The 18,920-nt window shown below is 70.4% G+C and carries 17 protein-coding genes; 9 read left to right on the top strand and 8 right to left on the bottom strand.

All coding sequences use genetic code 11. The features are described 5' to 3' along the window. Nucleotides 1-10 precede the first annotated feature (10 nt). Both KRR26_RS33545 and KRR26_RS33540 read right to left on the bottom strand, forming a co-directional pair. On the bottom strand, nt 11-529 hold the full coding sequence (locus KRR26_RS33545) for an NADH-quinone oxidoreductase subunit C (RefSeq protein WP_120202213.1): 519 nt from the start codon (nt 527-529) through the stop codon (nt 11-13). A gap of 176 nt (nt 530-705) precedes the next feature. Then, nucleotides 706-1,941, bottom strand: a complete 1,236-nt coding sequence (locus KRR26_RS33540; protein ID WP_233576462.1) for an adenylate/guanylate cyclase domain-containing protein — start codon at nt 1,939-1,941, stop codon at nt 706-708. Nucleotides 1,942-2,080: 139 nt separating this feature from the next. Between KRR26_RS33540 and KRR26_RS33535 the strand changes: the two genes are divergently transcribed. Next, nucleotides 2,081-4,219, top strand: a complete 2,139-nt coding sequence (locus KRR26_RS33535; protein WP_217081817.1) for a sulfatase-like hydrolase/transferase — start codon at nt 2,081-2,083, stop codon at nt 4,217-4,219. A 7-nt stretch (nt 4,220-4,226) separates the two neighbouring features. Further along, a complete protein-coding gene (locus KRR26_RS33530; RefSeq protein WP_233576460.1) occupies nt 4,227-4,577 on the top strand; it encodes a PaaI family thioesterase in 351 nt (116 codons plus the stop codon). Nucleotides 4,578-4,660: 83 nt separating this feature from the next. On the opposite strand, the gene KRR26_RS33525 is transcribed toward KRR26_RS33530, so the two are convergent. Further along, nucleotides 4,661-5,224 (bottom strand): NADH-quinone oxidoreductase subunit B, encoded by a 564-nt coding sequence (locus KRR26_RS33525; RefSeq protein WP_120200911.1) that lies wholly within the window; start codon nt 5,222-5,224, stop codon nt 4,661-4,663. Nucleotides 5,225-5,230: 6 nt separating this feature from the next. Next, on the bottom strand, nt 5,231-5,599 hold the full coding sequence (locus KRR26_RS33520; protein ID WP_120200910.1) for an NADH-quinone oxidoreductase subunit A: 369 nt from the start codon (nt 5,597-5,599) through the stop codon (nt 5,231-5,233). A 245-nt stretch (nt 5,600-5,844) separates the two neighbouring features. On the opposite strand from KRR26_RS33520, the gene KRR26_RS33515 reads away from it, so the two are divergent. From KRR26_RS33515 to KRR26_RS33500, 4 genes are all read left to right on the top strand, one after another. Next, on the top strand, nt 5,845-7,389 hold the full coding sequence (locus KRR26_RS33515) for a methyl-accepting chemotaxis protein (protein WP_120200908.1): 1,545 nt from the start codon (nt 5,845-5,847) through the stop codon (nt 7,387-7,389). A 96-nt stretch (nt 7,390-7,485) separates the two neighbouring features. Beyond that, the gene (locus KRR26_RS33510; RefSeq protein WP_217081816.1) at nt 7,486-8,751 is read left to right on the top strand and encodes an ABC transporter substrate-binding protein; all 1,266 of its coding nucleotides are present in this window, start codon (nt 7,486-7,488) and stop codon (nt 8,749-8,751) included. Further along, entirely contained in the window at nt 8,751-9,659 is a 909-nt protein-coding gene (locus KRR26_RS33505; RefSeq protein ID WP_217081815.1) for a carbohydrate ABC transporter permease, read from the top strand. The genes KRR26_RS33510 and KRR26_RS33505 overlap by 1 nt, the downstream gene beginning before the upstream one ends. Beyond that, a complete protein-coding gene (locus KRR26_RS33500; RefSeq protein ID WP_217081814.1) occupies nt 9,656-10,471 on the top strand; it encodes a carbohydrate ABC transporter permease in 816 nt (271 codons plus the stop codon). The genes KRR26_RS33505 and KRR26_RS33500 overlap by 4 nt, the downstream gene beginning before the upstream one ends. On the opposite strand, the gene KRR26_RS33495 is transcribed toward KRR26_RS33500, so the two are convergent. After that, the gene (locus KRR26_RS33495) at nt 10,446-11,282 is read right to left on the bottom strand and encodes a PHP domain-containing protein (RefSeq protein ID WP_120200901.1); all 837 of its coding nucleotides are present in this window, start codon (nt 11,280-11,282) and stop codon (nt 10,446-10,448) included. The genes KRR26_RS33500 and KRR26_RS33495 overlap by 26 nt on opposite strands. Before the next feature lie 150 nt (nt 11,283-11,432). On the opposite strand from KRR26_RS33495, the gene KRR26_RS33490 reads away from it, so the two are divergent. Continuing rightward, nucleotides 11,433-12,656, top strand: a complete 1,224-nt coding sequence (locus KRR26_RS33490; protein ID WP_120200899.1) for a deoxyhypusine synthase family protein — start codon at nt 11,433-11,435, stop codon at nt 12,654-12,656. A 29-nt stretch (nt 12,657-12,685) separates the two neighbouring features. Continuing rightward, nucleotides 12,686-13,126 (top strand): OsmC family protein, encoded by a 441-nt coding sequence (locus KRR26_RS33485; protein WP_217081813.1) that lies wholly within the window; start codon nt 12,686-12,688, stop codon nt 13,124-13,126. A 92-nt stretch (nt 13,127-13,218) separates the two neighbouring features. Here KRR26_RS33485 and speA read toward each other — a convergent pair whose 3' ends face one another. Beyond that, nucleotides 13,219-15,237, bottom strand: coding sequence for a biosynthetic arginine decarboxylase (gene speA / locus KRR26_RS33480; protein ID WP_120200895.1), 2,019 nt, complete (start codon nt 15,235-15,237; stop codon nt 13,219-13,221). A 223-nt stretch (nt 15,238-15,460) separates the two neighbouring features. Here speA and clpX point away from each other — a divergent pair, with 223 nt between their 5' ends. Beyond that, entirely contained in the window at nt 15,461-16,531 is a 1,071-nt protein-coding gene (gene clpX, locus KRR26_RS33475; RefSeq protein WP_120200893.1) for an ATP-dependent Clp protease ATP-binding subunit ClpX, read from the top strand. 64 nt (nt 16,532-16,595) lie between these two features. On the opposite strand, the gene KRR26_RS33470 is transcribed toward clpX, so the two are convergent. Together KRR26_RS33470 and KRR26_RS33465 are read right to left on the bottom strand one after the other, a co-directional pair. Next, complete coding sequence (locus KRR26_RS33470) at nt 16,596-17,345, bottom strand: CvpA family protein (protein WP_120200891.1); 750 nt, start codon at nt 17,343-17,345, stop codon at nt 16,596-16,598. Nucleotides 17,346-17,374: 29 nt separating this feature from the next. After that, nucleotides 17,375-18,920: J domain-containing protein (locus KRR26_RS33465; RefSeq protein WP_236069448.1), on the bottom strand; the 1,546-nt coding region annotated here is incomplete at its 5' end.

The raw sequence follows: 18,920 nt of genomic DNA, 5'->3' as shown, positions 1-18,920 counted from the left end.
GGTGTCCTCGTCAGGCGATGCCGCTGGTGCCGGGGCCGCGGAAGATGTCCTTGATGGGGCGCTCGGGGATGAGCGGCTGCCGGTCGCGCAGCGCGTAGTCCTTGCGCAGCGGGTGGCCCTGGAACTCCTCGTACAGGAGGATGCGTCGCAGGTCCGGGTGCCCCGTGAAACGGATGCCGTAGAAGTCCCAGACGAAGCGCTCCCACCAGTCCGCGCCCCGGTACAGCGGCGCGAGCGAGGGCAGCTCCGCCTTGGACTCCGAGACGCGCACCTTCAGGCGCACGTGCTCATGGCGGGTGAGGGAGTAGAGGAAGTAGACGACCTCGAAGCGCGGGTCGTTCTCGGCCAGGTGCAACCGGTCCACGGCATCCGCGGAGCCGAACAGCTTGAAGTTCAGCTCGGGGTCGTTCTTGAGGAACGCGGCGACCTTCGGCAGCCAGTCGGCATGGATGACGGCCCAGGCGCCGCCGGCGCGGTCGACGTAGCGCTCCGCGACCGCCTCGGGAAATTGGGCGGTGACCCTGTCCAACGCGAAAATGCTCAAGGGGTAGCCTCGATGACGGCAGAGGAATCCGCGGCGTTATAGGGACCGTGCCCCGGGGGCGTCAACGTAAACCCTCAGGCATGTAGGCCACTTAGGCGAGCCAGAAGCGAACAGGTGGATCTGCCCCGTCCCTGGACGGCCGAGCGACCTGGCCCGGGCCGTCATGCCGCCGCGTTCGAGCCGGACGGAGGGGCTGGCGCGGGGATGAAGGTGGCCACGGGCTGGCTCTTGCCGGGGACCGCCGTCACGGGGGCCGCCGCCCACTCGAAGGCCGCGCCCGCCCGCTCCCGGGTCGCCTGGGACGCGAGCGCCACCACGCCCAACTGCTTGGTCAACCCCTCGATGCGGCTGGCCAGGTTCACCGTGTCACCAATGGCGGTGTACTCCATGCGACGGGCCGTGGAGCCGATGTTGCCCAACACCACCGGGCCGGTGTGGACGCCCACCCCCATCCGGAGTCCGGGCTCGCCTCGCCGGGCGCGCTCGGCGTTGACGGCCTCCAGCTCCTTGACCATGTCCAGGGCGCACCGCACCGCGCTCCGGGCGTGGTCCGGGTCGTCCAGCGGCGCTCCGAAGTACACCATCAGTGCATCACCGATGAACTTGTCGAGCGTGCCGTTGTGGCGGAACACCACCTCGACCATGCGCCCGTAGTACTCGTTGAGGAGCTCGACGACCTGGCCTGGGGGCAGCCGCTCGCTGAGCGCCGTGAAGTCGCGCACGTCGGCGAAGAGCACCGTGACCTCGCGCAGCTCCGGCAGGGGCGAGGCGAAGTGCTGGAGGCGCTCCGCGACGGCGGGGGAGAAGTAGCGGCCCAGCCGAGCGCGCTTGAGCTCCTCACGGCTGACCGCGGCGGAGAGCGCGCGCACGCGCTGGAGCAGGCGGCTGGCGCCCGCGGCAGCGACGGCGAGCATGACGAGCGCGGCCACCTGCGCCCCGATGCCGATGTGGGCTTCCTGCTGGAGCCGCATCTCCGCCAGGGCGCTGATGGCCGTCACCACCGCTGTCACCGCGCGCCGCAGTCCCAGCGCGGACAGCAGGACCAGCACGACGAAGATGCCCAGCGTGAAGCCGGCCACGCCGCCCGGCGAGGGCGACACGGGCAGCGCGAGATGCTGGAGCCAGAACACCGCGGGCACGTCGATGAAGGCGATGGACAGGCCCGCCCACTGCGCGGCCCGCCGAGACGTCGCCACCGCGACGCCCACCACGGCGGTGCACAGCCAGTAGACCGCGAAGGGGCCCAGGTAGACCTCCCAGTCCGCGAGCCCCCGAGTGCGTCCCAGGTAGAACACCACGCCGAACAGGAGGCTGACCGCGCCGAGCCGCACCCACGCCATGTGGCGGCCGTTGGCCCAGCGCTCGCGCCCGAGCGCGCGACCCACCGATTCGTCCATCCCCTCCATGTCGCTGGCCTGCACGCGCTTCCCCTTATCCTGCGGGGCGGTCCGGTTCCACTCTCCGGTGTCGCCCCGGGGGCCCTCGGAAGCCCCCCTCGCCGTGGCGCGCGTGTGACATTCGGTATAGACGCGGCCCATGCCTGCCTCCCCTCCGTGCGGCCTTCCGCGTCTCGTGTGCTGGCACCTGACCCTGGGTGTCCTGGGTGGGGTGGCGCTCTTCGGCGCGGAGACGGCGGGGCTGCTGCGCGCGGGCGCGGTGGGGGTGGACGTCCCCGTGGACGGTCCCTATGCGGCGCTCGCGGCCGCGGTCCGTCCGCTCCTCCCGGAGCTGCTGCTGCGCGTGGCGACCGTCTACGCGCTGGCGGGCGCGCTGCTGGCGGCGAGCGCGGGACTTCTCGCGCAAGCGTGGGGGGCTCGCGGGGTGGCGCGGGCGCTGCTCACGGTGGGGCAGGGCGTGGTGCTTCTGGGGCTGCTCGCCTGGGACCGAGCCATCGCGCGTCCGGCCTTGTTCGATGACCTGCCTTCGCTGCGTCCGGTGCTGGCGTGGCTCGTGGACCATGGCCAGCCCTGGCAGCCGCGCGGCGTCGCGTTGGCGTGGCTTCTCGCGCATGCGGCCGGGCTGGCGCCTCGGGTGCGCGCCATGCCTCGGGCGGTGTCGGTCGGGCTCGTCGCGGCGAGCGTGGCGGCCGTCGGGTTCTGGAGCTGGGCTCCCGCGCGGAAGGTGGGGGCGGAGCCGCCGCCGCTCGTGGTGCTCATCGGCATCGATGCCTTCCGTCCGGATCGCCTGGAGGCCGCGGGGCGTGGCGTGGCTCCGAACGTCGCTCGCTTCGTCGCGGACGCCACGCAGTTCACCCATGCGTACACGCCCATTGCTCAGACCGAGCCCGCGTGGCGCGCGATGCTCACTGCCCGCTGGCCCACGCGAACCGGGGTGCGCTATCCGCTCACGGCGGACACGCGGATGGTGCCCGCGGAGACCTTCGCGTCCGCCTTCACCGCGGCGGGCTGGCGCACGGTGTTCGCCACGGACTGCTCGCGCTTCCACCACGAGGGGCCCGCCTCGGGTTTCGCCACCCGGTTGCAACCGCCACACGGTGCCATCAACTTCGCGCTGGAGAAGCTGCGCTACCGCGCGCTGGGGATGTTCGCGGACAACGCGCTCGGCGCGGCGTGGGTTCCCGAGTTCATCGACAACCGCGCGCTGGCGGGCATCCACGATCCGATGGGCTATGCGTCGCGATTGTCGGCGCGGCTGGGCAACGAGGCGGCCTCGGGTCCCACGTTGTTCGCCTTCCACGCCACCGCCGCGCACTTCCCAGGCGACCCGGTGTACCCGTTCTACCGACGCTACGTCGCGGCCAGTGAGCCGCTGGAGCGCCGGCTCCGCATGCACTTCGCGCCCGTGTCTCCGGGGGCCAAGGGCGGGTGGAGTCGCGAGGGCGCGGAGGCGCTCTACGATGAGCTGCTGGCCCAGGCGGACTCACAGGTGGGGCGCCTGCTCGAAGACCTGCGTCGCAGCGGGCGCTATGACGACGCGCTCATCGTCCTGTTCTCGGACCATGGCGAGAGCTTCCACGCGGATCGCCCGGACCTGGCGGGGGCCACGTCCGTGCATGGCGCTCGACTGTCCGACGAGGAGAACCACATCCTGCTCGCCGTGAAGCCGCCGCGCCGATGGGGGCGTGGTCCGTCTGAAGTGGATGCCCTCGTTCGGCTGGTGGACGTGGGGCCCACGCTGCTGGAGCTGTCCGGGCTGGGGGGGCCGAGCGACGTGGATGGGTTGTCCTTGGCGCCGCTGCTGCGCGGTGAGGCGCGCGACGTCGCGCCGCTCTACGCCGAGACGGGCTACACGCACGTGAGCCCCGAGGTCTTCAGTCCGGGGCACTGGCCCGGCGCGCCGCGCGACTTCAACGCGTATCGGATCCGCTCGGATGGTGTGGTGGAGATGACGGACGCGGCGGGCGACGCGGTGTTGAAGGAGAAAGACCGGGGCGCCTTCGATGGGCAGCGCTGGGTGGTGGACCGGCCGCAGGAGGACGGGAGCGAGCTGCGCTCGTGCGAGGGCGAGTGTGAGGGGGCGGACGCGGATGCGCTGGCGGCGTGGCTGGATGGCGTGAGAGAGCGCGCACCCGAGCGTGGCTGGCGTAAGGTCGCGGGCCATGTCGACGACAGATTCCCCCAGCCTTCAGGAAACCTACGCCCCTCACAACGCCTGCTTCGGTTGCGGCCCGGCGAACCCCCAGGGGCTGCGCATCCGCAGCCGCGTGGAGGGTGACCTCGTCGTGGCGGAGTGGACCCCGTCCGAGCACCACCAGGCCTTCCCGGGTGTCCTCAATGGCGGGATCATCGGCGCGCTGCTGGACTGCCACTGCAACTGGACGGCCGCGTACCACCTGATGAAAGCGCAGGGGGCCTCGTCGCCTCCGTGCACCGTCACCGCGGACTACGCGATCACGCTCAAGCGCCCCACGCCCATGTCGGGCCCGGTGCGGTTGGAGGCCAGACCCGTGCAGCTCCAGGGCGACCGCGCCGTCATCGAGGGCACGCTCACCGCGGGCGGCAAGGTGACCGCGCTGTGCCGAGGCACCTTCGTCGCCGTGAAGGAAGGCCACCCCGCCTATCACCGCTGGTAGGCCCGGAAATGGCGCGGGCCCCAGCTCCTCTCCGATGGGGAGAGGGGCAGGGGCCCGGGACCTGGCGCGAACGTCGCGCGGAGCTACTTGCCGGCGCTGAGCATCCGCTCGTGGTGCGCGGCGGTGGCGTTGGGCTGGCCGCGATCCGCGATGCGGTGCACCTGCGAACCGATCTTCTCCTGGAGCATCATCAGGCCGTCGAGCACCTGCTCGGGGCGCGGCGGGCAGCCGGGGATGTAGACGTCCACCGGGATGATGCGGTCGATGCCCTGGAGCACCGCGTAGTTGTCGTAGAAGCCACCCGACGAAGCGCACACGCCGAAGGCGACGACCCACTTGGGCTCGCACATCTGCTCGTAGACGCGCTTGAGGATGGGGGCCTGCTTCAGGTTGATGGTGCCCACCACCATGAGCAGGTCCGCCTGACGCGGCGAGAACCGAGGGAACTCGGCGCCGAAGCGGGAGATGTCGTGCCGGCTGGCGGCCACGGACATGTACTCCATGCCGCAGCAGGCGGTGGCGTACGGGTACGTGAAGAGGGAGTACTTGCGGGCCCAGCCGAGCCCCTTGGAGACCATGCGCTGGAAGAAGCCCATGGCCTCTTCGTGACGGGTGGTCAGGATCGGTGCGATGTCGCTATCAGCCATGATTGCTCAGCTCTCCCAGTCGAGAGCGCCCTTCTTCCAAACGTAGATAAGGCCCACGATCAGCGTCGCCGCGAAAACCAGCATCTCGACGTAGCCGAACCAGCCGAGCGCCTGGAAGTTCACTGCCCACGGGTACAGGAACACCGCTTCCACGTCGAACACGATGAAGAGCAGCGCGACCACGTAGAACTTCACCGCGAAGCGCTGACGTGCAGGGCCGCTCGACTCGGAACCCGCCTCGAAGGGGGACGACTTGATGGCGCTGGGGCGCTTGGGGCCCAGCCGGGTGGTCAGCTGCGGGATGGCCATCGCCATGAGGCCGGCCAGCAGGAGCACCACCGCCAACGGCAGGTACGGTGCGAGGGGAGTAATCATCGGGCGCGGACCCTAATGACACCCTCCGCGCCGTGTCAAAGGGAAAGTCCCCGGCTGGGCGCCCCAACCCCTTGAGAAGACGATGGAAAGAGCAATCGAGGCCATCAGTCGCGCGCGCGTCGCCCGGCCGCTCGGCGCGCACCCGGTTCAGGGCGCGATTCGTGGGGGACGGGGTGCGAGTTTGACGCTGATGTCGCACAGGGCCTAGCGTCCCCGGCTCGGATCCTCCAGAGGGGAGCGGCTGCATGTGGGGTCGTCTGAGCTTGCGGGTGCAGGTGGCGATCGCGGTGCTCGTTCCCTGCCTCGCGGTGGTCCTGTTCAGCGGCGGGTACTTCCCGGCGCGGCAGCGGGCGGCGGGACTTCAAGTGTTGGAGCAGCGCGCACGCGCGGTGGCCTCGCTGGTGGCGAGTCATCCCGCGGCGGTGGGCATGGATGGCTCCGACACCGCTCGGGCGCGGCTCGATGAGGTGTTCTCCCGGACGGAGGCGGGCGGTCTCGGAGTGCGCTTCCAGGGCGTGCTTCGGCGGGACGGCTCCGTGGTCCACGCGCGCGGTCGCGTTCCGGGTGACGTGCTGGCCGCGGGCGCCCTGCCCTCGGAGGCGTGCGGAATCGAGCGGCGGGAGGACCTGGTGGTGGTGCGCTGCCCGGCCGGGGCTCAGGTCTATGTGGCGGGATTTGGCACGGACGACCTGGAGCTGGCGCTCGGGAGTGTGAGGGGCTACTCGCTGCTGGGGTACCTGTGCGCGACGCTGCTCGGCCTGGGCCTGGCCGTGGTGATCAGCCGCGCCATCTCCGCGCCGGTCTCGCGCGTGGCGGAGGTCGCACGCGAGGTGGCCCGAGGCGAGCTGGCGCGCGGCGAGCTGGAGGTGTCCGCGTCCGGCGAGGTGCGGCGCATGGCGCACTCGTTCAACGAGATGCTGGGCACGCTGCGCACGACGGTGCTGGAGTTGGTGTCGCGCACGGAGCAGCTCTCCTCCGCGTCGCGCGGGTTGTTGGGGGCCTCGGCGGATCAGGAACACGTCATCAGCCAACAGGCGGCCTACGCGCAGCAGATTGCCGCGACGTTCGAGGAGCTGAGCCGCACCGCCGAGCAGATCTCCAGCTCCACCGAGGTGGTGGAGTCCAGCGCCCGGCGCACGCACGAGGCGGTGGCCGAGGCGATGGCCGTGGTCGCGCAGGTCGTGCAGGGCATCAACGACATCCGCATCGAGTCCAAGGGCGTGGCGGACGCCATCGTCGGGCTCAACCAGGACCTGCGGCAGGTGTCGAAGATCGCGCAGGTCATCAATCAGGTGGCGGAGCGCTCGGACCTCCTCGCGCTCAACGCGGCGCTGGAGGGAACGAAGGCGGGCGAGGTGGGGCGCGGCTTCTCGCTGGTGGCCGCGGAGATGCGCAAGCTCGCGGAGAACGTGTCCGCGTCCGCGCGGGACATCGCGCGCATCGTCGAGAAGGTTCAGGACTCGGGTGAAGAGGCCGTGTCGAAGTCTCGCATGGGCATGGTGACGAGCGACCGAGGCGTGGAAGTGGCGGAGCAGGCCTCCTCGGTGTTTCAGCGCATCGTCGAACTGGCGCGCGGTACGAGCGAGGCCGCGCGGCAGATCACCATCGCCACGCGCCAGCAGCGCCAGTCCAGCGAGCAGGCCGTGCAGGGGGCTCGCAACGTGGCGGAGCTCGTGAAGCAGGGGGTCGACGCCACCGGGCGCACGACCCGTATCGCGCAGGACCTTCAGGCCGTGGCCGAGGGGCTCACGGTGGTGACGAGCCGCTTCAAGGTCCAGCCGCGCGGCTGAGCGCGCCGCGCTTCGGCCGATACCCGACAGTGCCGTGGTGGACCGGCCGTGGTCTTCGCGCGCGACGTGTTAGCGCGGGACGCGGAGGGACCACCCATGTCCAAGGTGCTGATGGGGCGGATGCTCGCCGTGATGGCCCTCGTTCCGACGGTGGCGGGAGCGGCGCGGCTCAACCTCGCGTGCGGGAGCGTGGGCCAGGAGCAGGAGCTGTGTCGACAGGGCGCGGAGGCGTGGGCGCGTCAGACGGGGAATGAGGTGTCGCTGGTGTCCGTGCCCACGGACGCGGGCCAGCAGTTGACGATGTTCCAGCAGCTCCTCGCCGCGGGGGGCCGCGACATCGACGTCTTCCGGATTGATGTCGTGTGGCCGGGCATCGTGGGCCCGTTCTTCATCGACCTGCGGCCCTACTTCCCCGAGTCGGACCGCGCGGCGTTCTTCCCCGCGCTCATGCGCAACAACACCGTGGACGGGCGGCTCGTGGCCATCCCCTGGTTCATGGACGCGGGCCTGCTCTACTACCGCAAGGACTTGCTGGAGAAGTATCACCAGCGACCTCCGGAGACGTGGCAGGCGCTCGCTGGCACCGCGAAGGTGGTGCTGGAGGGCGAGCGCCGCGCGGGACAGGCGCGGCTCACGGGCTTCGTGTTCCAGGGCAAGGCGTACGAGGGGCTGACGTGCAACGCGCTCGAGTGGGTGGACTCGTTCGGCGGCGGCACCTTCGTGGATGCGCAGGGGCAGGTGACGCTCGACAATCCGCGCGCGGTGGAGGCCGTGTCGTTCATCGCGTCGCTGATGGGCAACGTCGTTCCGCGGGGCGTGCTGAGCTACGAGGAGGAGGGGGCTCGCGGCGTCTTCCAGTCGGGCAACGCGGTGTTCATGCGCAACTGGCCGTATGCGTGGGCGCTGGCGAACTCGGCGGAGAGTCCCGTGCGCGGCAAGGTGGGGGTGATGGCGCTTCCACGAGGCGGGCCGGATGGGCGCTCGGTGGGGACGCTGGGCGGCTGGCAGCTCGGGGTGTCGCGCTTCTCGGCGCAGCCCGAGCTCGCGGTGCAGTTGGTGAAGTACCTCACCAGCGCGGAGGAGCAGAAGCGCCGGGCGCTCGTGGCGTCGTTCAATCCCACGCGCGTGGCGCTGTATCGCGACCCGGACATCCTTCGCGCCAACCCCTTCATGGGCAGCTTGGAGGAGACCTTCGCGAGCGCGGTGGCGCGGCCCACCGTCACGGGCGCGAAGTACAACCAGGTGAGCGCGGATATCCGCAACGCCGTGCACGCCACGCTCTCGGGCCGAGGCGCCGCGCAGGAGAGCTTGCAGAAGGCGCATCAAAAGCTCGTGCGACTCAGTCGAGGAGGGCGGTGGTGATGGCCCGGCCCCGAGAGACCTCGCTGCTGGCGCGTCAGCGTGCGCGCGCCGCGTGGGTGTTCATGCTTCCCACGCTGGTGGGCATGGCGCTGGTGGCGGGCTGGCCTCTGGCTCGGACGGTGGGGTTCGCGTTCACGGATGCTCGGTTGACGGACTTGAGCGCCGCACGGTTCGTGGGCCTGGGGAGCTTCGTGTCCGTTCTGGAGGACCCGGACTGGTGGACCGCTGTGGGGACGACGGTGCGCTTCGCCTTCGTGTCGGTGCTGCTGGAGTCGGTGCTGGGGATGGGCATCGCGCTCGTGCTTCATCGGCGGTTCGCGGGACGGGGGCTCGTGCGCGCGGCGGTGCTCGTGCCTTGGGCTGTCCCCACCGTCGTGTCCGCGAAGATGTGGGCCTGGATGTTTCATGACGTCTACGGCGTCATCAACGCCGTGCTGATGTGGCTGGGCCTGCTCGCCGAGCCCCTGGCGTGGACGGCCGAGCCGTCGCTCGCGTTCTGGGCCGTGGTGATGGTGGATGTGTGGAAGGCGACGCCGTTCATGGCGTTGTTGCTGCTCGCCGCGCTCCAGCTTCTTCCGGAGGATGTCTACGAAGCCGCGCGGCTCGATGGGGCTGGCCCCGTCCGCTCGTTCTTTCGGATCACGTTGCCGCTCGTGAAGGGGCCGCTCATGGTGGCCGCGCTGTTCCGCCTGCTCGATGCGCTGCGCGTGTTCGACGTGTTCTACGTGCTCACTGGCGGTGGCTCGGAGACGCAGCCGATGGCCGGCTATGCCCGCCAGTGGATGTTCGAGTTCCAGGAGCTGGGCGTGGGCAGCGCGGCGGCCACGCTGCTCGTGCTGCTCATCGCGCTGCTCACCGCCGTGTACCTGGTGTTGGGGCGCGTGCGGTTGGACGTGGGGGAGTCATGAGGCGGGTGGCATTCGCGGGGCTCGTCGGGCTGGTGCTGCTGTACACCCTGTTCCCGTTCTACTGGGCCATCGCCTCGTCGCTGACGACGGGGAGCGCGTTGTTCGCGCCACGGCCCTGGCCCGCGCATCCCGCGTGGAGCAACTACACCCAGGTGTTCGCGCAGCAGCCCTTTGCTCGCAACATCCTCAACTCCGTCCTCGTGGCGTCGGGCGTGGTGGGGCTGTCACTCGTGCTCGGGGTGACGGCGGCCCATGCGCTCGGGCGCGTGGCGTTCCGGGGCCGGCGCACGCTGCTGCTCGCGCTCCTGGGCGTGTCCATGTTCCCTCAGGTCGCGGTCCTCTCCGGCATGTTCGAGCTGGTGCGAGGGCTCGGCCTCTACAACTCACTGCCCGCGCTGGTGCTGTCCAGTCTGGTGCTGACCCTGCCCTTCACCGTGTGGCTGCTCACCACGTTCATGCGGGAGCTGCCTGTCGAACTGGAGGAGGCCGCCGTCGTGGACGGCGCCACGCCCTGGGTGGTGCTCACCCGCGTGTTCCTCCCGCTCCTGGGGCCCGCGCTGGTGACGACAGGGCTCCTGGCCTTCATCGCGGCGTGGAACGAGTTCCTCTTCGCGCTGACCTTCACGCTCACCGACGCGAAGCGCACGGTGCCGGTGGCCATCGCGCTGTTGAGCGGGGGCTCGGCCTATGAGCTGCCGTGGGGGCTCATCATGGCGGCCTCCGTCATCGTGACGGTGCCGCTCGTGCTGTTGGTGCTCGTGCTCCAGCGGCGCATCGTCGCCGGGCTCACCGCGGGCGCGCTGAAGGGGTAGCCGCTCGGGCGCGCAGTTTCTCGAACAGCTCGGGGGCCATGGAGGCCGTGCCCAGCCGTTGGTCCGGGACGACCTTCTCGCCGTGGAAGTCGCTGCCCGCGGTGGGGACCAGATCGAACTCCGCGGCGAGCCCGAGGTACTTGCGCTGCACGCTGGGGTTCGGATCCGAGTGAGACATCTCCAGGCCCGCGAGTCCGGCCTGGGCCAGCGCGCGAATCTCCCCGCGCTCCAGCTTCGAGGAGGCGGGGTGGGCCAGCGTCGCGGTGCCGCCCGCGTCGCGGATGAGCTGAATGGCGTCCGCGCCGTCCAACTTGAAGCGCTCCACCCAGGCCATGCGGCCCGTGCCGAGGAACCGGTCGAAGGCGTCCTTCACGTCGCGGCACCAGCCCTGGTCCACCATCACCCGCGCCAGATGCGGGCGCCCGAGCTGCGCGTCACCCGCCATGGCTCGCACGTGCTCCATCCGGATGGGGTACCCAAGCTCCCGCATGCGGGCCACCATGGCCTCCATGCGGCTGTCTCGCTCCGTGCGCAGCCGCTCCTCGAAGCGCGAGAGGGCCGGGTCCTCGCGGTCGACGAAGTGGCCGAGGATGTGGGCCTCCCGCCCGAGGACGAAGGCGGACAGCTCGATGCCCGGCACCAACCGCACCCCATGCGCGCGGGCGGCCTCCTCGGCCAGGGCGAGCCCCGCCACGGTGTCGTGGTCCGTCACCGCCAGCACCGTCACACCCGCCGCCCGGGCGCGGCTCATCAGCTCCTGGGGGGTGTACTGGCCGTCACTGGCCGTGGTGTGGGAGTGCAGGTCAATCAAGGAAACACCCTCCAGGGGAGACGGAGACGCTGCTCATATGCCACCCAGGCCCCTGGGGGGAACCTTCGGGGGCGTCCGGAGCGCGACAAGTCGACAGGGCAGAAAGGCGATGCTCCCCTTGACCGCCCGGCGGTGCTAGATCGCCGCGCCATGGCCAAGACCTCCTCGAGCCCGAAGAAGTCCCTGCGTCACGCCTACTCCGGCGCGCGCAAGGCGGACCCCCGCCCCATCACTGGCAAGGAAAAGCCGGCGGAGCTGCTCGCCCACGCCTTCAGCGCCTACGTGGGGCGCCAGGAGCGCACCGCTTTCGAGCTGATGTCCAAGTCGATGGAACAGGACGCCTCCATCTTCCTCACGTTGTCCGGCGCGATGACGCCCGCGGGACTGCACCAGAGCTGCATCATCCCGTTGGTCGAGAAGGGCGTTATCTCCGCGATCACCACCACGGGCGCCAACCTCTACCACGACGCGCACCGCATCATCGGCCACGCCATCCGCGAGGTGAACCCGAACGCGGGGGACCTCCAGTACCGGCTGGCGCGCATCATCCGCATCTACGACCTGGGCTTCTGGGAAGAGGCGCTGCTCGACACGGACCGCCTCTTCTCCGCCATCATCCGGGGCCCCGAGTTCCAGCGGAAGATGACCACGCCCGAGTTCCACTACCTGCTCGGCAAGGCCATCCACGGCATCGAGAAGCAGCTGGGCGTGAAGCAGCCGTCGCTCCTGTCCACCTGCTACAAGCACGCGGTGCCCATCTGGGTGGGCGCGGTGCAGGACGGCTCCATCTTCCTGAACATCGTCAAGCTCAAGCGGCTGCTCGGCGATGACTTCAAGTTCGAGTTGGACATCAACGACGACGTCTACTCGATGGCGGCGATGCAGCACTTCTGCCGCCACAACTTCTCCAAGCGGCTGGCCATCTGGATCCTCGGCGGCGGCGTGCCCAAGAACTACACGCTCCAGGGCGAGCCGCTGTTGGATCAAATCCTCAACGTGCCCACGACGGGCTTCGACATCGACGTGCAGTTCTGCGTGGACCCGGTGGACAACGGCGCCCTGTCGAGCTGCCCCGCGGGCGAGGGCCACACCTGGGGCAAGGTCTCGGTGGAGGCGGTGGAGACCGGCTCGGTGTACGTGCACTGCGACGTGACGGCGGTGTTCCCCTGGCTGACGCACGCGCTGCTCAACGAGCCGAAGAACAAGCGCAAGCCCATGCGGCTCATGGACAAGATGGGCGAGGCCCTCGCGCTCCTGGACTCGGATGTGCGCAAGCGCCACAAGTCGCTGATGAAGACGCTGGACTGGAGCATCGAGGAGGCCGAGCCCGCCACCAAGGCGGACGCCGCCAAGCACGAGGCCTACGTCCGCTGAACGCCGTTTCCTCGCAACAGGAGTCCTCGATGAGCCAACAGCCCGTGGTGCCCAGTCCCGGCGTGGTGATGACCCTGGTGAGCGCGCCGCAGTTCAAGACGCAGCTCACCCACGGTCCGTCCGGGACGGCCCTTCAGACGGAAGCGCCGCGCGACAACGGAGGCACCGGGGGCAGCTTCTCGCCCACGGACCTGTTGGCCGCGGCGCTCGCGTCTTGCGCGGTGACGACGATGCAGTTGCTGGCCGGGCGCGAGAACATCCCGCTGCACGGTGAGGTTCGCGCGCGCGTGGAGAAGCGGATGACGCCGCCGCCGCGCCGGGTGGGGGAGCTGGTGCTCGACCTCCAGATGCCGGCGGGGCTGTCTCGCGAGCATCGCGCCCGGCTGGAGCAGATTGCCCACGAATGCCCGGTGTCGCGCAGCCTCCATCCGGAGGTGAAGGTGCCGATGACCTTCACCTACCCGGACTGAGGCGCGCGGCGGTCCCGGGAGGAGCCGGAGGGCCGCGCCGCCCTCCGGCGTCCGCCCCGCCCGCGTGAAGCGGCGGGGCGGATGGGTGGGGCTCAGGTCCCCGAGGGGGACACGTCGCCGCCGTTGTTCGGTCCGCGCGTGGCGTCCGGCAGCGGCACGAGGCGCAGCTGGCTCGCGGAGGTGAACTTCGCGTCCACCTCGCGCTCCAGGTAGGTGTACCCGGAGAGGCCGTCCTCGTAGATGCGCAGCAGGTTGCGCGACTCGTCCAGGGTGATGCGGCCGTTGCGCAGCGCCGCCTCGGTGAACCGGCGCAGCTTCGCGACCAGGTCATCCTTGTTGTAGCTGACGTAGTTGAGCACCTCGGTCACGGTGTCGCCGGCCACGACGTGGTCGATGAGGTAGCCGCCGTTGGGCGCCAGCGACACCTGCACCGTGTGCGTGTCCCCGAAGAGGTTGTGCAGGTCGCCGAGGATCTCCTGGTACGCGCCCACCAGGAAGATGCCCAGGTAGTAGTCGTCGTCGTTGAGCGCGTGCAGCTCCAGCGCGTCCTTCACCTCGCGCTTGTCGATGAAGTGCTCGATCTTCCCGTCCGAGTCGCAGGTGATGTCCGCCAGCGTGGCGCGCCGGGTCGGCTTCTCCGCCAGCCGGTGGATGGGCATCATCGGGAAGAGCTGATCAATGGCCCACGAGTCCGGCAGCGACTGGAACACGGAGAAGTTGCAGAAGTACGTGTCGCTGAGCTGCTTCTCCAGCGACTCGAGCTCCTCGGGAATCTCGCCCGCCTCGCGCGCGATGCGGAGAATCTTGTGGCACGTGGCCCAGTAGATGTTCTCCGCCGCCACGCGCTGCTCCAGCGACAGGTGGCCGAGTGAGAAGAGCGTGAGGCTCTCTTCCTTGGCGTCCTGGGCGTCGTGGTAGGCCTCGATGAGGTTCTTGTTGGTGACCTCGCGGAAGGTGGACGCGAGGTTGCGCACCACGGAGGGGGCCTTCTCCTCCACCTTGTCCGGGACCTGCGCGGGGTCGAACTCGCTGGTGCCCAGCACGTCCACCACCAGCACGGCGTGGTGCGCGACGATGGCGCGGCCGGACTCGGAGACGAGCGTGGGGTGCGGGACGCCGGCGCGGTCACACGCCTCCATCACGCCGAACACCACGTCGTTGGCGTACTCCTCCGTCGTGTAGTTCATGGACGAGGAGAAGTTCGTCTGGGAGCCGTCGTAGTCCACGCCCAGGCCGCCGCCCACGTCCAGGTACTTCAGCGGCGCACCCTGGCGCGCCACCTCCACGTAGAAGCAGCCCACCTCGCGCAGCGCGTTCTTCACGTTGCGGATGTTGGAGATCTGGCTGCCCAGGTGGAAATGGAGCAGCTCGAAGGAGGGCAGCAGGCCCGTGTCCTTCATGAAGCCGATGCAGCTCATCAGCTCGGAGGAGGACAGGCCGAACTTGGAGCGATCTCCCCCGCTGGCCTCCCACTTGCCGGCGCCGCGCGTGGACAGCTTCACCCGCACGCCCAGGCGCGGGGTGATGCCGGTGCGGCGCGCCACCTCGGCGATGAGGGGCAGCTCGCTGGGCTTCTCCACCACGAGGATGACCTTGCGGCCCAGGCGCGAGTAGAAGAGCGCCGTCTCGATGTACTCCTCGTCCTTGTAGCCGTTGCAGATGACGAGCGCGTCCTCGTTGTCGAGCAGCGCCATCACCGCGAGCAGCTCGGGCTTGCTGCCGGCCTCGAGGCCGTAGTCGTAGCCCTTGCCGGCCTCGATGATGGTCTCCACCACGTAGCGGTGCTGGTTGACCTTGATGGGGAAGACGCCGCGGTACGGGCCCTTGTAGGCCTGGTCCGCGATGGCCTTGCGGAAGGCCTCGTTGAGGTGGACGACGCGGTGGCGCAGCACGTCCGTGAAGCGGATCAGCAGGGGCAGCCCGATGCCTCGGCGGCGCACCTCATCCACCAGCTCCTTGAGGTCCATGCTGGGGGCCGTGGGCCCGTCCGGGTGGACGCACACGTGGCCCTTTTCGTTGATGCCGAAGTAGGGGTTGCCCCAGTTCCGGATTCCGTAGAGCTCGTGGGCATCGGCGAGGGACCAGCGGTGCTGAGTGGCGGGTGCGGGCATCGGCGGTTCTAAGCCTCCGGAGAGGGGGTGGCTCCACGGAACAGTGGAGGGGCGCCGGAAGTATCGGAAACCCCCCCTGCATTCAAGTCTCCGCCAGCACGGGGAGTGGGCGAGCAGGCGTCGGTGACGGCTCCGTGGCATCGCCCGCACGGGCCGCCTCGCCATCGGATTCCTAAACTTCTTCCGCACAGAGGGAGGTCGCGTGGACAGAAGGGGAGGTTCCATGGAGTCGTCCGCACGCAAGGAAGACACGCTCCTGACGCCTCGGGAGCTCTACGAGCGCCTGGGCCGGTTCGTCATCGGGCAGGACGCGGCACGGCGCGCGGTGGCCATCGCGGCGCACAACCACTTGAAGCGCGTGCAGGCCCGCTCGCTGCGTCGACATTCGCTCATCCAGAAATCCAACATCCTGATGGTGGGGCCGACCGGGAGCGGAAAGACGCACATCGCGCGCAACCTGGCGGACATCCTCCGGGTGCCGTTCACGACGGTGGACGCCACCGAGTACACGGAGGCCGGGTACTACGGGAAGGACGTGGAGGTGATGGTGTCCGACCTGCTCTTCAAGGCGAACCACTCGCTGGAAGACACCGAGCGCGGGATCATCTTCATCGACGAGGTGGACAAGATTGCCCGGCGCTCTCAGGGCGCGCGCAACGGCGCGGGCAGCCGCGACATTGGCGGCGAAGGGGTGCAGCAGTCGCTCCTGAAGATGCTGGAGGGCCGCGAGCTCTTCGTCCCTATGAACGTCACGCAAGCGTGGAACAAGGGGGACTTCGTGCAGGTGGACACGCGCGACATCCTCTTCATCTGCGCGGGCACGTTCAGCGACCTGCACGAGGGGCTGGAGGAGGGCACCCGGGCCATGGGCTTCGGCTCGGACGAGGCGGCGCGGCGCGCCTCCCGGCGCGTCACCACGCGGCAGTTGGTGGACTTCGGGATGCTGGCCGAGTTCCTGGGGCGCCTGCCGGTGATGGTGCAACTGGAGCGGCTGGCGGAGCCGGAGCTGTTGCGGGTGCTCACCGAGCCGCCGGACGCGCTCACCCGTGAGTTCAAGGAGCTGCTCGCGCTGGACGACGTGGCGCTGGAGTTCCCCGAGACGGGGCTGCGCGAGGTGGTGCGCTACGCGGAGCACCGTGGCCTGGGCGCGCGCGGGCTGCGCTCCATCATGGAGCACGTGCTGGCGGACATCCTGTTCGAGGCGCCCGAGCGCAAGCACCGCCGCGTCAGCGTGGACGCGGACTACGTGCGCGAGCGGCTGCGCGGGCTGGATGCCTCGTGGCTGGACGCATGAGGTTCGGCACGGGGGCGCGGGGGCTCTCGGCTCCCGCGACCCTCGCTCGTGCGCGAGGCGGGGCTCAGTGGCGCTGCGACGCGCGGGCCGCGGCGCCGAGGCGGGCCGCGATGTCCGGGTCCTGGATGAGCTGGAGGATGAGGTCGTTGCGGAGCAGGGCGCGCGTGTCGCCGCGGGCGAGGGCGTCGCGCAGCTCCTTGTCCTGGAGGGCGCGCTGGAAGCGCGGGTCCTTGCGCAGGGCCTTGAAGGCAGGGTCGTCCTGGAGCTTCGCGGCGCGCTGCGGATCCGTCGAGGCCTGGGCGACCCGGACGAGGTCCGCGAGGGGCGCGAACTGCGTCAGCTCGAAGAGGTTGAAGCGGCGGGCGAGCTGGAAGGAGAGGGAGTCCTTCGGCGCGACGCCCAGGTGCTTGCCGGCGACGACGACGTGTTGCTCGAAGAAGGTGAGGGCGCTCAAGGCCACCCAGATGATGGCGGTGACCTTCGCGCCGCCCAGCGCGAAGCCCAGCGCGCGGTCCGCGCCGCGCTCGTCCGGGCGGTTTCCGGAGAGGAAGCGGAGAATCAGCGCGCCCAGCGCGTAGCGCACCGCCAGCCACACGCAGACGAAGACGAGCACGGTCGCGGTGAGGGTGCCCGCCAGGAGCGGCACGCCCATGGCCGTGGCCACTTTGGGGCCCAGCACGGAGGCGAGCTGGCGCGAGGTGAAGTACCCCAGCGCGAGGCCCGCTGCGTTGGCCACCTGTTTGGCGGCGCCCGATGCGGCCCCCAAGAGGCCGAAGAAGAGCACCAGTCCGAGGATGGTGAGGTCGATGCCCATGCGAATGCGGCTCCCGTCGTCGTTGGCCGTCAGCGAATCTTGAACGACTCGCCCTTGTTCTTGGCCTCGTCCGACAGTCGCTTCTGAACGTCCGCCAGTCGTTCCTTGTAGCGCGCGTTGGCGGGCTCATACGTGAGGGCCATCTTCAGGTTTCGCTCGGCGGCGGAGGGGTTGCCCGCGTCGAGGTCCTTCTGCGCCTGCTGGTAGAACTGGCGCCCCTTGGGGTGGGTGCCAATCTGCTCCTCCTGCTCCTTCTTTTGGGCCGCCTTGGATTCGGCTTCGGACGCCTCGGTGTAACGGAGCTTCTGGGCGCGCTCGGGACCGGTGATGTCCGCCGTGTACTTCTTGCGCTTCGTGTCGTCGCGCAGGACGTAGTAGGCCTCGGTGACGCGCTTGTAGAGCTCGTTGACCTGCTCCTTCAGCTCCTTCGAGTCGAGGTGGAAGAAGCGGTCCGGGTGGTAGGTGCGGCTCTCCCGGTAGAAGGCCTTCTTGATGTCCGAGGGGCTCGCCGCCTTCTCCAGCAGCAGCACCTCGTAGTAGTCGAGCTGGTCCAGCTTCGCGCAGCGCGACGCGAGGTCCGCGAGCTGGGCCGCGTCGAGTCCGGGGCCTCTGGCCTGGGACGGCGGGGGCGGGGGCGTTCCTGCCGCGGAGGGAGCGGCGGGTGCGATGGCGGGCACCACGGGCGCGACGGCGGGCACCCCAGGTGGGCGCGCGACAGGGGGCGGCGTGAGCGGGCGCGCGGCGGGCGTGGTGAGGGCCGGCAGTGAGGCGGTGGGCCGCGACGGCGGTCGCGTGGGCGTCGGGGTGGGCTGCGCGGCGGGAGGCACGCTGCCCACCGCGCCCACGGCGAGGACGGGCGGCGGCCGTGGCACGGCGGTCGCCTCGGCAGGTGGCCTCGGTGGAAGGGCCGCCGCGACTGGCGCGACGCCGGGCACCACGGGCGGAACGATGGGCGCGCGCGGCGAGGCTCCGAGCGTGGGCGCCTGTCCCGACGGAGGGCGCGCAACCGCAGGGCCCGCGGACGAGGGCACGCGCGGCGGGGCGCTCACCGTGGGGAGTCCGCTCGACGGGTCACGCGGCGGAGGCGGCGGAGCGACGGGAGGGATTCCGGACGCAGTCTCTCGCTGCGAGGCGCTGGGCGGACTGCCCGCGGGACCCACGGGCGGGATGCCGGGGACGGTCTCTCGCTGAGAGGCCGTGGGCGCGATGCCTGCGGGCCGCAGGGCATTGGGCGCGCGCGCGGGGGCCACGGTCGGGACCGGGGCGGTCGCGCGAGGCGGCGCGCTGGGGCTTCCCCCTCCAATGCTGGGCACGGAGACCGTGGCACGAGGCGGAATCGGAGGGCTCGCGGGCGCCACGCTGGGAACCGCGGCGTCCAGTGGCCGCGGCGCGGCGGGCGCCGTCATGGCCGCCACCGAGGGCACGGAGATGGTGGCGCGAGGCGGGGGCGGAGGGCTCGCGGGCGCCACGCTGGGCACCGCCGGAGGCGCGGCGGCCATGCCGGGGCCGGCCGGAGTCGCGGGGGCCACGGGGGACGGGGTGGCGCCTGCGGCCGGCACTACACAAACAACTCCC

The organism is Citreicoccus inhibens, from assembly GCF_019039035.1.
GTDB classification, from domain to species: domain Bacteria; phylum Myxococcota; class Myxococcia; order Myxococcales; family Myxococcaceae; genus Citreicoccus; species Citreicoccus inhibens.
This window is presented reverse-complemented; position numbering and strand designations above follow the sequence as displayed.

Excerpts from the sequence above, each read along its gene's own strand:
- KRR26_RS33540 (WP_233576462.1), bottom strand. The coding sequence starts at position 1,941 with ATGGACGAATCGGTGGGTCGCGCGCTCGGGCGCGAGCGCTGGGCCAAC.
- KRR26_RS33535 (WP_217081817.1), top strand. The coding sequence starts at position 2,081 with ATGCCTGCCTCCCCTCCGTGCGGCCTTCCGCGTCTCGTGTGCTGGCAC.
- KRR26_RS33525 (WP_120200911.1), bottom strand. The coding sequence starts at position 5,224 with ATGGCTGATAGCGACATCGCACCGATCCTGACCACCCGTCACGAAGAG.
- KRR26_RS33520 (WP_120200910.1), bottom strand. The coding sequence starts at position 5,599 with ATGATTACTCCCCTCGCACCGTACCTGCCGTTGGCGGTGGTGCTCCTG.
- KRR26_RS33515 (WP_120200908.1), top strand. The coding sequence starts at position 5,845 with ATGTGGGGTCGTCTGAGCTTGCGGGTGCAGGTGGCGATCGCGGTGCTC.
- KRR26_RS33510 (WP_217081816.1), top strand. The coding sequence starts at position 7,486 with ATGTCCAAGGTGCTGATGGGGCGGATGCTCGCCGTGATGGCCCTCGTT.
- KRR26_RS33505 (WP_217081815.1), top strand. The coding sequence starts at position 8,751 with ATGGCCCGGCCCCGAGAGACCTCGCTGCTGGCGCGTCAGCGTGCGCGC.
- KRR26_RS33500 (WP_217081814.1), top strand. The coding sequence starts at position 9,656 with ATGAGGCGGGTGGCATTCGCGGGGCTCGTCGGGCTGGTGCTGCTGTAC.
- KRR26_RS33490 (WP_120200899.1), top strand. The coding sequence starts at position 11,433 with ATGGCCAAGACCTCCTCGAGCCCGAAGAAGTCCCTGCGTCACGCCTAC.
- KRR26_RS33485 (WP_217081813.1), top strand. The coding sequence starts at position 12,686 with ATGAGCCAACAGCCCGTGGTGCCCAGTCCCGGCGTGGTGATGACCCTG.
- speA (WP_120200895.1), bottom strand. The coding sequence starts at position 15,237 with ATGCCCGCACCCGCCACTCAGCACCGCTGGTCCCTCGCCGATGCCCAC.
- clpX (WP_120200893.1), top strand. The coding sequence starts at position 15,461 with ATGGAGTCGTCCGCACGCAAGGAAGACACGCTCCTGACGCCTCGGGAG.
- KRR26_RS33470 (WP_120200891.1), bottom strand. The coding sequence starts at position 17,345 with ATGGGCATCGACCTCACCATCCTCGGACTGGTGCTCTTCTTCGGCCTC.